The sequence below is a fragment of the Photobacterium swingsii genome, from assembly GCF_024346715.1.
GTDB classification, from domain to species: Bacteria; Pseudomonadota; Gammaproteobacteria; order Enterobacterales; family Vibrionaceae; genus Photobacterium; species Photobacterium swingsii.
The window spans coordinates 636,781-651,686 of the sequence record NZ_AP024852.1 but is presented as its reverse complement, the minus strand read 5'-3'; the positions used below and the strand labels follow the sequence as shown (position 1 = coordinate 651,686).

The 14,906-nt window shown below is 45.0% G+C and carries 8 protein-coding genes; 1 reads left to right on the top strand and 7 read right to left on the bottom strand.

What is annotated here, in order from left to right:
• Nucleotides 1-74: 74 nt before the first annotated feature.
• From OCU77_RS03195 to OCU77_RS03180, 4 genes are all read right to left on the bottom strand, one after another.
• Nucleotides 75-1,814: a TadE/TadG family type IV pilus assembly protein gene (locus tag OCU77_RS03195; protein ID WP_048899914.1), complete on the bottom strand. Its 1,740-nt coding sequence runs from the start codon at nt 1,812-1,814 to the stop codon at nt 75-77.
• Nucleotides 1,815-1,816: 2 nt separating this feature from the next.
• Nucleotides 1,817-2,368 carry a tight adherence pilus pseudopilin TadF gene (tadF, locus tag OCU77_RS03190; RefSeq protein ID WP_162845633.1) on the bottom strand — a complete coding sequence of 184 codons (552 nt, stop codon included), beginning with the start codon at nt 2,366-2,368 and terminating at the stop codon, nt 1,817-1,819.
• Nucleotides 2,369-2,411: 43 nt separating this feature from the next.
• Nucleotides 2,412-2,885, bottom strand: a complete 474-nt coding sequence (locus OCU77_RS03185) for a TadE/TadG family type IV pilus assembly protein (RefSeq protein WP_048899912.1) — start codon at nt 2,883-2,885, stop codon at nt 2,412-2,414.
• A 433-nt stretch (nt 2,886-3,318) separates the two neighbouring features.
• Nucleotides 3,319-3,708: a DUF2850 domain-containing protein gene (locus OCU77_RS03180; RefSeq protein WP_048899911.1), complete on the bottom strand. Its 390-nt coding sequence runs from the start codon at nt 3,706-3,708 to the stop codon at nt 3,319-3,321.
• A gap of 163 nt (nt 3,709-3,871) precedes the next feature.
• Here OCU77_RS03180 and argA point away from each other — a divergent pair, with 163 nt between their 5' ends.
• On the top strand, nt 3,872-5,197 hold the full coding sequence (gene argA / locus OCU77_RS03175) for an amino-acid N-acetyltransferase (protein WP_107303080.1): 1,326 nt from the start codon (nt 3,872-3,874) through the stop codon (nt 5,195-5,197).
• 64 nt (nt 5,198-5,261) lie between these two features.
• Here argA and recD read toward each other — a convergent pair whose 3' ends face one another.
• The 3 genes from recD to recC form a co-directional block, all read right to left on the bottom strand.
• Nucleotides 5,262-7,340, bottom strand: coding sequence for an exodeoxyribonuclease V subunit alpha (gene recD, locus OCU77_RS03170; RefSeq protein WP_048899910.1), 2,079 nt, complete (start codon nt 7,338-7,340; stop codon nt 5,262-5,264).
• Nucleotides 7,333-10,941 carry an exodeoxyribonuclease V subunit beta gene (gene recB, locus OCU77_RS03165; RefSeq protein ID WP_107303079.1) on the bottom strand — a complete coding sequence of 1,203 codons (3,609 nt, stop codon included), beginning with the start codon at nt 10,939-10,941 and terminating at the stop codon, nt 7,333-7,335. The genes recD and recB overlap by 8 nt, the downstream gene beginning before the upstream one ends.
• A 356-nt stretch (nt 10,942-11,297) precedes the next feature.
• Nucleotides 11,298-14,768 carry an exodeoxyribonuclease V subunit gamma gene (recC, locus tag OCU77_RS03160; RefSeq protein ID WP_048899909.1) on the bottom strand — a complete coding sequence of 1,157 codons (3,471 nt, stop codon included), beginning with the start codon at nt 14,766-14,768 and terminating at the stop codon, nt 11,298-11,300.
• Between the last annotated feature and the right edge of the window lie 138 nt (nt 14,769-14,906).

The following is a 14,906-nucleotide window of genomic DNA, read 5'->3' as shown; positions in this document are numbered from 1 at the left end:
GCTCGCCAGAAAACGAGCTATTGAGTTTGTAAAAAGCAGGTCAGTATTTATGTCTAAGTATTTTTATTCACCGACTACTTCGCACGACGGTCATGAATACTGCCAATCTCTTCTTTTTTTCCAGCCGCTCCCCCAGCATTTAATCCAGCACTGACAATGGCGCTAATCGTCGAAATACCATAGCCTGTAAGAGAAAAGCCGGTACCGACGGGAGAAGTACCTCCCCAGCAAATATCGGTTGATCCTGTTGTACCAGTGGCTGCCTTGTGATCTATCATCGAGGTGTTAGCATCATCAATACAGCCTCCCATGCTCTTGGTCACACCTTTTAATCGTTTGGGATCAACATCAATTCCAATCGCAAACAAGTTCAGTTTAGGGTAATCATTCTTAATTTTCTCACACAAGCCATGCTCACTCAGCTTTTGCAATATATTCGAGTGATCGATGACCTCCCCATTCTTATACCGCACATCATCACTAAGATTTGGTCGATCCCCACCACCTAAAATAACAACCATTGTCGACTGCTTCTCTTTGTCCCCATGATGGTGGTAGTCATTCAGTGCTTGTAGAATACCTTGATATGATGCACTCCAACCGCCAATGTAACTCCCTGGCTGATGAGCACTACTTTGAGTGATTGGCGAATTAGAAGTAAATGAGTTAATTAATCCTAAATATCCACTTACCTTATTTTTTTCTGTATTAAATTTAGGGTTGGTAATCGATACTGTCATAAAGTTGCCACGACAAAGGCGATTATCAGGAAACGCCATTAGGTTTGATTCTCGTGACGTATCAGCTAAAGAATTACGCCTCGCAATAGAGTTTACGGTGTCTCTATAATCAATATGCTTCTCAGCATCAGGTAGCCATTGACCCATGGTGCCTTGAAGGTTGTAAGTTTCATTAACATAGGTACCAATCGCATCTTTTCGGTTTAATGCTTCACCCATGGTTAACCATTTAATATTTTGGTGGTTCCAGTCAATTTCACCAAAACCTTTATCAACCCCCGTCCCATTAATACGGTTTTCTTCGCTCTCACTGTAAAAATCAAGATGGTTTTGGCAAAGCGGCAAGTTACGACTGCCTGATTGATCATTTGAATAATTAGATGTACGAGTATCAAAAGGGAAAACGGCTACATTACCTTCAATCGGTTCAACGTCCTCTTTACTCTTATCAACCGAGATCCCCTGCTTACGATTGATGAATTCATGGGCTAATTGGTGTGCTATAAATAATTTTGCCGTCTGGTGTTTATAAATATTGCTACCTGGGTATTTAATCTGACATGTATTGCTATTCATGTTAAGAGAATGATCCATAACTAAAAAAGCATCACTGACTCCAGACTTAATTGCAATTTTTTTCGCCGCAGCGAAATTACTTATATTCTGAGTTTCATCAAATGACGGTACGCTTACCATATCCATCCAAGAATCATGCTCTGTTGATGCCGCAACTTTATACTGCAGATATTCAACCGTGTGCTCTTTTTTATCTATGGTTACCTGCTCTTCACCACTCTTATAGTAAATTTTTAGCTCTGGTAAAGTAGACTCTGCATCAGGTAAATAACTTCTCGCAACTTTCGTGACTAGCGCTTGATTTTTTACATCATCGCCCTCTTTCGCTTCTTGAGCAGCCAGCAACAAAGAAGCCGTTTCAAGTGCATCTCCCAGACGGGCTTTATTATTCAAGTAGCGGGCGCCTTCAACACCGAGTGCCGTCAAACTCGCAAGCGCAATAAAGATTAAGACGAACCAAATTGCAGCCACACCTGACTGTCGCTTGAAAGAATGCATAATTAGCGGCCTACATTAATACTGGAAGAGCGAATAACAATGGGTGATTCAGATGATTGAGTAAAACGCTGAAATAAGTCAGGGCTTTCATAACATACCGTCACTCTATACATAGGCATATAGCGTTTTTTATTGGTATAAGGTGTGAGTGCCGTAAATTCAGACTTATCTGATGGCTTACAGCCTAATTTACTATTTCCTCTATAATTAGCCTTTGGCATATTATGTAAAAACTCAGCCTTCTTGGTCTGTTTCTTAAAGTGTGCCTCTTCAACAATTAACGCGTATTTACTTTCATCAAAGCCAACTCTTTGCCGTGATAATGTACTTTTTACAATGCGATCAATTTGATCGACATCTTCTGGCAACAAGTGTTCTCTTACTTTTTTTGATTGAGGAGATGAATATAGCGCACTACGATCACGAACAATATTGACCATCGAATAACTTAAATTATCTAGCTCACCTTGAATCGTCATTTTTGCAGCCAAATCCCCAGCAAACATCATACACATTGCCAAAGCACCCAATACGAATGTTAACTCGATTGCCACAGAGCCCTTTTGGTGGGGCATTGGATTTATAAACACCACGTATTTAAACCTCTCGACGAGCAAATTCTTGTACAGCAATAACTTCACGGTGAATAGGAAACGAGGTATAGCTACCTAAACGAATCAATGGCTTGTAGTTATATGTTAATTGGTAAGACGCGATAGGCGCTTGAGATGCATGCTGTGTTTTAATGTAATGATCTTGGGCTAATGCGGCTATATTGGGGTATAACTTCATATCCACGATAAACTCATCGTTTTGACTCATTACCCCCCACAATGAAAAGGCGTTTTCCTTCAGTTTCTTTCTAAATTCTTTTTCAAATTTATCTTCACTATCAATTTCTAAGACTTTGATGTCTCTTGTCACTTCAGACGCAGCAAAATTAACAACCGCCACAGTATAGTTTCTTAGCCCTATATCCATAATCATGACGGTAATAAACCATAAGACAATGAACCCAAGGGCAAATTCAATACTCGCAATCCCTTTTTGTCGATGATAATTATATTTCATGCCGCACTTCAATATACCCAAAAGATATACCTATAAAAACTAACCAGTCAAATTAATGACACTCATATAATTAATTCTACAAATTTAGGCATACGAAACAAGTTTCGAGTTATATATTAATTCAATGGCTAGCAAGATTTATATTAAAAAGAGGAGAGAAACGTATAGGGAAAACACCACAAGTAACTGATTTGAATAAAATAAAAATCACCAACATAAAAATTAAAGAAAATATGCTGCTTTCTATTTAAAAGGGGAAAACTAAATACCAATTATAAATAATATTAAACATCGTACTCTAGCCAGCTAAAACAGAGTCAGTTTTAACCCAACCTTCTCATTTCAATTAAAACTTAATTCAAAGAATTAAATATAGCCTTGCTACATGTTGGTATTTTAAAATGCGTAATTATTCCCTTGCGGAATTTACATCCTATAGTACTTGTCGGCTAAACATCGAGGTGTAATGTAGCGGAGATTTACGCATAAACTGACCTGAGTAATAAACGTATTCATACATGTCATCGCCAAATTGATAGCTCAGGGTATTACCATCCCAGTCATAATGGGTACTGACAACTCGCCCGTTAACATAAACACCATCGGGACGTAACTCAAAACTGTCCGAGGCGTACTCAGCAACAGCCTGCTCTGTCCATACTCCATCAATATTAACAGGCGGCTCAGGCAGTAACCATGCATAGGGCACCACACCTGTGGTCACCAACCCCACCATAGTGGTTCCACAAGCAATCACTCCCAGTAAGAAAGTCGTTTGCAGGCGCTTTTTCGCTGATTTTTGTTTCGGGGCTGCTTTAGTCATAACTCGGTCAAAAAATACTGACGTCTAACCTTTATCTACTCGGTACATTAAGTATCACGTTCGATAAAAAAATAATTATTCATGAATCGATAACGAGATCTTGAAGCAAAAAAAATAATTGGCGACACTGGGACTATCAAAAGTCACACATGGATGTCTAACTTTGAAAAATCGCAGTACTGAACTTGTCAAAGGATTCCGTCAATCTGCTCCCTACGTCAATGCTCATACCGGCAAGACAATTGTTGTCATGCTTGGCGGCGAAGCCATAGATGATGCCAACTTTACCAATATCGTCAACGATATTGCACTGTTAAATAGTCTAGGGCAGCGCATTGTCGTGGTGTATGGCGCCCGCCCTCAGATCAATCAATTGCTAAAAAAACATGACTATTCAACACCATATCACCAAGGCATTCGTGTCACCGATGAACCAGCTCTAAATATCGTAAAACAAGCTGCTGGGCTGCTTCAGCTTGATATTACCGCTCGGTTTTCCATGGGGCTCAATAATACCCCGATGGCGGGATCACAAATCAACGTCGTCAGTGGCAACTTCATCATCGCCCAACCTCTAGGGATCAATGAAGGTGTAGATTATGCTCACAGCGGGCGTATCCGCCGAATTGATTGCGATGGTATTCATCGCCAACTCGACCAAAATGCCATTGTCTTGCTTGGTCCTGTCGCGAGTTCAGTCACGGGTGAATGTTTTAACCTCACCTCTGAAGAAGTAGCGACACAACTCGCGATAAAGTTAAAGGCTGATAAGCTCATTGGCTTCTGTTCTGAGCAAGGTGTGATCGACCTTCAAAATAACGTCATTTCAGAGCTACTGCCCAACGAGGCTGAAACTGAATTACAACGACTCGTCTCCGCCGAACAAGATGGCTGTGGGACGGCACGTTTTTTACGCGGCGCGATCAGTGCCTGTCGTGCAGGTGTGCCACGTAGCCACTTAATCAGCTACAAGGAAGACGGAGCGTTAATCCAAGAACTCTTCTCACTAGATGGTATTGGTACTCAAATCGTGATGGCCAGCGCGGAAAAAGTCCGTACGGCGGGTATTGATGATATCGGAGGGATCTTAGATCTTATTCGTCCACTGGAGCAGCAAGGTATTTTGGTGCGTCGTTCTCGTGAACAGCTAGAGCAAGAAATTGAGCTATTTACCATTATTGAGCGCGATGGCTTGATCATTAGCTGCGCGGCACTATACCCCTTCCCTGACGATAAAATTGCCGAGATGGCTTGTGTGGCGGTGCACCCTGATTTTCGTGATGGTGATCGTGGGGCCTTACTGCTTAACCGCTTGCGTCAGCAGGCTAAAGAGCAAGGCTTAAAGCAACTGTTTGTGTTAACCACCCAGAGCTTACATTGGTTCAGAGAACAAGGCTTTGTGGAGTCAAAAGTCGAGCAACTGCCCATGGAAAAACAAGCCCTGTATAACTTCCAACGCCGCTCTAAAATTCTCACTCTAGAATTATAATCCTATGATCAACAACGCCAGCACAAGCTGGCGTTGTCAATGTTTTAACCTGATGGGACTAGCATTAGCTTAATAAGCGGGCTAATCCACTAGCACGTTCCGTGCTGATACGTACTGCGCGGGTCACCACATCCGGCTGGGCAAAAAAGTGTAGCCTTGCCTTGGCACGCGTCACGCCGGTATACACTAATTCACGTGTTAAGATCGGGCTATAATCTTTCGGTAACACCATCAAGGTATCAGCAAACTCAGAGCCTTGTGATTTGTGGACTGTCATCGCATACACAGTTTCATGCTCTGGCAAGCGGCTTGGTAACACCCCATAAATACTGCCATCGGGCATTTCAAAATACACACGCAGTCGAGGTGTGCTTGCACCATCATTTGAGCCATTGCTTGGTTCATACATGGCGATACCAATATCACCGTTATACAAGCCTAAACCATGATCGTTGCGGGTGATCATCACAGGGCGACCAAGGTACCAAGTATCATCACTGGTGCTGATTTTTCCTGCGCGCTCTAACCCTCGCTCAATACGCTGATTTAAGCCCTGTACACCAAAATCGCCTTCTCGTAGTGCACACAACAAACGTACTTGTGAAAATGCAGCCAGCACGTCAGACGGTGAGGCTTGTTGCTCAATGAGATCTAAATAATCGCGGTAAAAATTCACCGTCATTTTAATCAAGGTTTGGTAGTTATCCGCTGATAACGGATAATTACGAATATCCGCAAAACCTTGCTCCCAAACACGATCCACCAGCTGAGGCTTGCCACTGTTAATGGCTTTCGCTAACTGACCAATCCCAGATTTGGCATGGAAGCGGTAACTTTTTCTCAACATGCATAAGCTATCAGCAACAGTGCTAACCCCTTGCTGCGCTGATGACAACTGATAGCCCGTTAGCTGATTCAGCTGTGTGGCTTGTTGCGAGCTATAGCCTTGATCAATAAAGGCACAAATATCCCCCAGCACCGCCCCTGCTTCGACTGAAGCGAGCTGGTCTTTATCCCCCAGCAAAATCAATTTTGCATGTGGCGGCAAAGCATCAAGCAAACGAGCCATCATAGGTAAATCAATCATCGAAGCTTCATCAACCACCAGCACGTCTAAGTGCAATGGGTTATCACGATGATGACGAAAATCAACACTATTTGGGATAGCACCTAATAACCGATGAATGGTACTCGACTGCGTCGGGATATTTTCTTTGACTATGGCATCCACCGAGAGTGATTTCACCGCCGAGCCAATAGATTCCGTCAAACGTGCGGCCGCTTTACCGGTCGGGGCCACCAACTTTATCGTTGGTGCTTCTTGCCCTGCGGTTAAATCCACTTCCATCACTAAGGCCGCTAATAACTTCGCCACTGTGGTGGTTTTACCTGTTCCTGGACCACCCGATATCACGGCAAACTGACGTGTTAACGCCATCGCAGCCGCCACCTTCTGCCAATTCAAGCAAGCAGAAGTGGGTACTAACTTATCTAACGCGGCCAAGTCACCAATTTGAGATGCTTGTTGTAAGACAGCATCAATCGCCGACCAATCCAGAGCGGCTGGCGCTATCACATCGAGCTTATCGCAAACCTGTTCTCGACGTGCTTGTGGCGTATCTGTCTCACGGCCTTTAAATGCCGCTAGCGCTTCGTATAAGAAGCCATAAGTCCGTGGGAATAAGGCATCAAGTACAGCTGTCATATCACTCGCCAATGCACTTGGCGCTGCGGCTTGCGCTGTATTAGTAAGCTTCTGCGCGACAATTTTCTCAAAATGCCAGTAACGGTGCAGATAGAGGCGCTGGTCAGTAAGCACTAACGGTGTGGCCGATTGCCCATCCGATACCACAGGCAACTCAGCTAAAATCGTCGCCCAACGGTTAAAATCAGGTAACCCTTCAAGCAAAGCTACCGAGTACTTAATGGGTAAATCCATCACGCGTTTAGTGCTTTTTTCATCCAGCACTAAACAGACATTCCCCTTGCCTAATTCATGGCTCACCCATGCCGCCAACAGGGCAACCAAGTCGTGGTACTCATGATACGATTCGCCAACTCGTTGCGCGATAAATTTAGCAAACTGATAATCGAGCGGACGCAGTACGCCTTGTTTCGTGAGATCCTGTAATCGCTTAAGCATCAATCTGCTCTCCATCAATTAGCTGTTCTAATTCTGTAAGTAGTTGCTCACTTGGCTTCGCATGGAAGATACCACTGTCACTGCCCGCTTCAATACCGCGTAAAAAGAGGTAATACACCCCACCAAAATGGGTTTCATAGTCATAATGAGGAATACGACTACGCAAGAAACGCTGCAGAGCCAAGGCATAAATTTGATACTGCAAATCATAACGGTGATCACGCATCGCTTCGACTAACTGCTGGCCACGGTAAACCGATGGATCATCCCCTAAGTGATTCGATTTCCAATCGAGGACGTAATACTTACCTTGGTGTTCAAACACTAAATCGATAAAGCCTTTTAGCATGCCGCTTACGGTCGCAAAACCTAGCTCACCAGCTTTGGCTGACACCTCATCATGCTTAGCAATCACTTTGGTTAGCATAGGAGCGGCCAATAATTCGATAGGCAGCAAAAACTCCATCTCGGTTAAGCGCTGTGCGGGCGTTTTATCCCCCAAACGCATCGCGTCACCATCTAAGGAACACTGCAATACATCACGGATCAATTGCTGTAAGACAGGCAACCATTCCAGCTCGTAGTTTTCTTTTTGCAGTAACTCCGTCAAGGTCGCCACGGTTTCAGGGCTATCGACGGACGCAGTAAATTCAATTTCTTCAAAGACGGTATGCAAGAATGTACCTGGCCGCGCACCACGTGGGAAAGTATAAATCGAGTATTCAGGCTCTAACGCTAAAGCGTGCTCATCATCAGGTGATACCGCATCAGCCGTCGCATCGATTGCCGAGTCAGTGTCAAAACCAGGCAAATCAAAGCTACTGTCATACGAATTGTGGTGGCCTTGTTTAACCAAACTTGAATAGCTGGTCATCCACCAGTTTCGTTCAATGCTGGCGTTAAATTGGTTGGCCATTAATGCAGGAGCATCCTCTTCGATGGCTTGCCACTTATCACTCGGTAATACAGGCGGCTCTGCCACTGTTATTGCAGGGAGGCTTTCCGCTAGCTTCGCCAGTGCGATCTCCAGATCGCTAATCCCCCCTTCTTGACCATTTTGTACCAAGTACCCCATCGCAGATTGATGTAAGCCAGTTGGCTCTTTGGTACTGCGACCATTGCGAATCGGCGCCATACCCACAAAACAGCCGTACACCGCCCGTGTTAATGCCACATAAATCAGACGCAAGTCTTCGGCTAACCGTTCTTTATCAGCCTTCTCTAACGAATCAGCTTGCTTAGTAATATCCAAAATGGTCAAGTTTTGCTGCTCATCGTGGTACTTCGCTTCACTGGCCGCACGATAACTGCACACAAAGGGCATAAACACCAAATCGTATTCCAACCCTTTGGATTTATGGATAGTCACGATCTGAACCAAGTTACGTTCAGATTCTAATCGCTGGATTTGATCGTCAGCATTGCCATTAGGTTCAGCAACATGTTCCGCTAACCAGCGCAGTAAGCCATAGTCACTATCAAGTGTTTGGCTAGCTTGCTGCAATAACTCACCAATATGCAGTAAATCCGTTAAACGCCGTTCACCACCGTCTTCTGCTAATAATCGCTCAGCAATGGCATTGCGGCTCATCACCGCACGGAGCATTGGCATCACACCACGGCTTAACCATAATTTACGGTAATCTCTAAATTCAGTCACCGCGGTTTCCCAGCGGGTTTCATCGTTATTCAATAAATCCAAATCCGCCGCGGTATAAGCAAATAAACTCGATGCTAACGCCGCCCGCAGTGCTCGTTCATTTTCAGGGGTTAATACTGCTTGTAACAACCGCTGAATATCGGCCGCTTCAGCACTGCCAAACACACTATCTCGGTTAGATAAATACACACTGGCAATGCCTTGCTCGGCCAGCGCGTGGCGGACTAATTTACCTTCGCTCCCTGTGCGCACCAAAACGGCAATATCGCCCGCTTGAATCGCTTTCTTGTGGTCTTTATCTTGGAAATAGGCGCTATCTTGCTGCGATTGGGTCAAAATATCTTGGATTTTAGCAGCCGTCGCCTCCGCCATTACCTCTTGGTAATTACCTTTGGTAACAGGTTTACCATCCAAGCTCTCTTGATGCCAAAACGTCAGCGCATGCTGTGCCTGACCAGCGAGCCACCAGCTACGATCTGGCGCTTTAGGGCTATGATCAACCGATAAAAACTGAATATCTTGGTCATACATAAATGGGCTATCAGGATGCTCAAATACCTGATTGACCGAAGCGATCATATCGGCGGTTGAACGCCAGTTTGTCCCTAGGGTGTAGTGATCAGTTACCTGACGGCGCGCTTGAATATAGGTAAAAATATCCGCACCACGGAACGCGTAGATAGCCTGCTTCGGATCACCGATCATGAACAAGCCACAACCACTTTGTTTGGCTGTGTCTGTGGTATAAATATTACTGAAAATACTGTACTGCAGCGGATCGGTATCTTGGAATTCATCGATCATTGCCACTGGATATTGGCTGCGAATGCGATCCACTAATAAGTCATCACTGTCGTTATCAATTGCTGCCGACAACTGCGTCAGCAAATCATCAAACGATAACCAGCCTTTACGTTGCTTGGCCTGCGCCAGTAATTCTCGACACTCTGCAATCGCATGAGCTAATAGCGGATCGCGTAAGTTAGCCGGGTTATCCAATAACTCAGCAACCGCGGCAAACACTTCATGCTCTGGCGGGTTATCTTTCGATTTTTCAATCAAGATCTGCTGATGAAAACGCTCAAGCTTATCGGGCAAGTCATAGTTCACCGTTGGCGTTGCTGCCCACTGCGACACTTGCTCTAACCAAGTTGGTAAACTTTTTTTGGTATAGCTGCGTTTGTTGACACCAGAACCCGCAATTAAAGGTTCTAAATCTGCTTGGTGTTCACACCATAGGGCTTTCAAACTATCCAAGCGCTGCAGATTTTGTTGGTGAAGATCGGCCAAGGATTCCGTCATCGCATCGATGCTGAGCTTCACCGGCGCGCCGGTTAAACTGCCACCTAAATCTTTCAATAAGGCTGCTGGTGATGACCAAATATTACGAACTTCTTGTGCCAAGGCATGCGGTAAGTGATAAAAAGTACGACGCCAATAATCCGCAGCCACCATGCTTTTTAACTGGCTTTCATCAGTCACGAATTCATTATTAAAACGACTGCCCGACTCAAACGCATTTTGAGTCAGCATCCGCTGACAAAAACCGTGAATGGTATAGATGGCCGCTTCGTCCATCTGGCGCTCGGCTTGTAATAAAATTTGAGCGGCCGTTTTATGATCTTGAATCTCTTCAAGCAAAGGCTGGATCACAGGATCATTACTCACCCCACGGCTAAACGCTAAGCGTGCATCATGGATACGAGCACGAATACGATCGCGTAACTCTGCGGTAGCCGCTTCAGTAAAGGTCACCACCAAAATTTGATCGACATTGAGTTCAACCTTATGACGGCTATCAGCACTGCCATGACCTAACAGCAAGCGTAAATATAAGCTGGCAATGGTAAAGGTTTTTCCTGTCCCAGCTGAAGCTTCAATTAAACGCGCCCCGTGCAGAGGAAACGTCATCGGGTGCAGTGTATTTGCGTTATTATTCATCCCCGTTGCCCTTCTCTACGTTGGATTTTACTGTTAGTGATCGTTGTGTTGGCGCAACTAACATTGCGCTGACGCTAGGTAATATCTTTGGTGTCATCAAGGTTCACCTTGCTGAATATCTTCAGTTAGCGTTTAGCTCGTTATTCATCACGATCTAATGTGATCAACAACTTAGAAATAAACACTCGCCTGCTTGAATAAGTTTTCTATCTATCAATGTGAGAGACTTCTCACAGTTTAACGCTATCGCTTTGGTTAGTATCGCAGCCAGAAACGTGGTCACCTCTGGACCGGTGGCCGTACAGCGAACACCCTACAAATAAGAATGATTTGCTGACGGCCACACTACTTCCTCGCTATTCTTCTACTTTTTCACTATTTAGTACCGCAGCTTGCAATATTCTACTGGCGAGTTGTGACGCATCATTGGCCACATTATCATCCCATACTGGCCATACGCGTGCGATATAACTGTCTGCACCTTCACCAGCAAATAAGTAACCATCATTGAAGGTATCAGCCATTTTCTTCAAGGCTTTTTGAATAGTCTCGTCGTCATCTTTGAAACTTCCATCGCGCCCGATCCTCGCTTGGATCCCTGCCAGTGCTGTTTTAGGGAAATACGCTAATGGTTGATTTAAGCCATCAAAATACAGCTCGATAATGTCTTGTAGATACTGGCGTGCAGTTTGAGCATCAATAGGAAGCAAACGCCGGTATTCATCATTACCAATCAAGTGCGTTATCTTCTGAGCCTGAACTTGATTTGGGTTTTGCGGCTGCATTGCCGCCAAGCAGAGATGATCGATCCATGCAATCAGCAGATCTTGGGCTCGTATTTTACCACTACGATAGCGTACCAAGCCGGATTGATAACCTTGCTTAAGCCAACCTTGTAGGTTCACCTTGTGACCTTGATAACTAAAGGTTAAGTCAACTTCCTGATCATCTAAAGGAGCATGAATTAACGGGAAAATCTGCTCGGTGAGCGCCAAGACATCATTGCGGGTGATCGCTAAATCTAAATCCCCAAACGCCGCAACAGGTAGCCGTCCAGCCGCTTTTTGTTGCGCCGAGAACTCATCGAAGACAGCATTTTCATCTTGGTTTGCTAACTTGGCGTCCAAGAGTTGTTGCAATAACTGCTCCCGCATTAAGTAACCGTCTAAGCCGTTAAGCGTGAATGGTTCATCATCTTCTGTAATGCCCATAGGTGGCTCAAAGAAGACTTTTAAACGGCGATTAAAGAAGTAACGTACAGGCAAACGCCAAAAACGTTGCAGTTCAGATAAATCAAGCTCTAGCACTTTGTCATCAGCCAGCGGCTCTGGTTCCAGTGCCGAAAGTTGGAAAGCTTGTCCTGCCTGCCCTTTACGCTCTGCCGCAGGCAGCCATTCAACCGCATAGCTAGCGTTGTCACCTTCAAACGCACTTGGGCTAAATGGCACCAAAGGATGGAAGTGATTCAAGTGATGCTTGATCTTGTCCGCCGATTGATCGACAGGCAATGTTTCATCACCAGCAAGGCAGTAACCCTGCTGACAATACTCCACCAGCTCACTCACTAATACTGATGGAACTTTCTCGGTGTTATCTTGAATCGAGCGACCGACATAACTGATGTACAGGGTTTGCTGCGCAGATTGGATCGCTTCTAAAAATAGATAACGGTCATCATCACGACGAGAGCGATCTCCCGCTCTGGTGCGTCCATCCATCAGGTCAAACCCTTCTGCGGGCATGCTGCGAGGATAAGCGCCATCATTCATACCAAGCAAACTCACCACTTTGAAGGGAATCGAGCGCATTGGCATCAGGGTACAGAAGTTCACTTGCCCCGCTAAGAAGCGCTGACTCACGCGCTCGCCAGACAATTTACCGGTTAGGTATTCGGTCAAGACGCGTGGGGAAATCGGCGCACTATAATGGGCATCATCTAGTTGTTCTTGTAAGCGATGTAAACATTCCCGAATCGATTTAAGTACCAGTTCACCATCAATATCGACCGCAAAACAGTCATCCAACAGCTGATTCAAAATCAGAGTCCAATCCGTTACTGACTGCGATTGGGCTAAACCGTGGCGATAATCAATTAACTTGTCGATAAAACTGGCTAACTGACCCGCAATTTCAGCATCGAGACCCTGCACTTCTTCATAAGCAGAGATACCATCAAACAAGCCAGCCTCGTACGGCATCGCATAGCCCAATAACATCCGCTGGATGCCAAACAACCAGGTGTTTTGTTGCTGTGCAGGCAAATCGAATTGGCCTGCGGTTTGGCTATCAAGCCCCCAACGTACACCTACTTCTTCGATCCAGCGTTTTACTTTCTCGAAACTATCACTATCAAAGCCAAACTTGGCCATAACAGCAGGAACTTCTAACAGTTCGAGTAATTCAGAGGCTTGGCAACGACTTTCAGGCAATGTCAGTAAGCGTAAGAAAGCCAACAGAATAGGGTTTTCTTGCTCGGCAGTACGGTCAGAGATCGAAAATGGAATATAACGATTACCCGGTGCATTACCAAATACCGCTTGAATCGCAGGACTATAAGCATTGATGTCCGACACCATCACGATGACATCGCGTGGCTTTAAGCTGCTATCAGCATCGAACATCGCCAATAGCTTGTCATGCAACACTTCCACTTCACGCATCGGGCTGTGGCAAGCATGAATAGAAAGTGATTGATCATCTAACATCACCGCCAGTTTATGGTGGCTTGAATCTAAAATGTCGTCGTTTTGGCGATCTTCTAAATTCAAAATATCGGCTTGGATTGAATGCAACAGCGAATCACGCTCAATGTCCGCGAAGGCTTCAATTTCATTGGCCTGCATTTCGGACATTAAGAATAAATTATCGCGACCCAGTTTTCCCATCGATGCCAACAAGCTATTACCGACAGCATCGGTGTGCATCTCATCGATCACATTATCTTCAATGCTGCCTTTAAGCTGCTCGGCCATCTCACCTTCTTCGCTGTGATCATCAAGCCACTTTACTTGTAAACGATTTTTCGCCGCTAAGCGCGCAAGATACTTACGATCACGCACTTCGCCCCAGTAATAACGACAAGGGTTGGTAAACATCAGGTGTACATCAATATGCTCACCCAGTGCGGCCAACGCATCCATGTAACGTGGCGGCAACGATGAAATACCAAACACAAACAAACGCTTTGGTAAACCTTCTGGTAATTCACCTTCAGCAGCACTGGCGGCATAGTTAGTGAGGGTCTCGATAAAATGATCATACAGGTTGGCGCGATGATACGGCGACTGGCCCAAAGCCAATGTCTGATCATAGAGTGCTTGCCATAAAATAGGCTGCCATGGGTGATCATCCCCGAGTTCTTTAACGGTTTCCCCCGCTTCCCACTGCTGCACCCACTCAGGACGGTATACCAAGTATTGGTCGAAGATATCTGCAATTTTCTCTGCCAATTGGTAAATTTTTAAACCATCGTCGTCACCCTCTAAATACCGCTTGAGGGGCTCAAACTCATCGAGTGCTAACTGCTGTGGCAACACCTCCATTAACTTCCATGTCATTGATTCTTTGTTGAATGCACTCCGCGCAGGCACATCACTCAACACCTTGGTGAACATGGTCCAAATAAAAGTAGCGGGTAATGGAAATTCAATGTTGGCGGCAATACCAAACGATTTCGCCAATTCCAACTTTAACCACTGTGACATCCCAGGGCTTTGAACCAAGATTTGTTCTTGTTCAAACGGGTTATCGAGCGGTTGCAAGCGAATGAGTTCAACCAGAAGGGATTTCAGCACATCAAGCTGATTAGAGTGATAGACAGTAAACACGCAGATATCTCACAAAAAAGAGAAAGTTATACGAATTGTCTACCAATAGCGGGGATGCGGCAAATAGAAAGGCATTGAATAAACCACATTATTAACTGCAAACGCTAAACAAGTTGTTACCTGTCTAGCGTTTGCTCA

Bases quoted from the DNA above. Each gene is read 5' to 3' on its own strand.
- OCU77_RS03195 (WP_048899914.1), bottom strand. From the start codon at position 1,814: ATGCATTCTTTCAAGCGACAGTCAGGTGTGGCTGCAATTTGGTTCGTC.
- OCU77_RS03185 (WP_048899912.1), bottom strand. From the start codon at position 2,885: ATGAAATATAATTATCATCGACAAAAAGGGATTGCGAGTATTGAATTT.
- OCU77_RS03180 (WP_048899911.1), bottom strand. From the start codon at position 3,708: ATGACTAAAGCAGCCCCGAAACAAAAATCAGCGAAAAAGCGCCTGCAA.
- recD (WP_048899910.1), bottom strand. From the start codon at position 7,340: ATGCTTAAGCGATTACAGGATCTCACGAAACAAGGCGTACTGCGTCCG.
- recB (WP_107303079.1), bottom strand. From the start codon at position 10,941: ATGAATAATAACGCAAATACACTGCACCCGATGACGTTTCCTCTGCAC.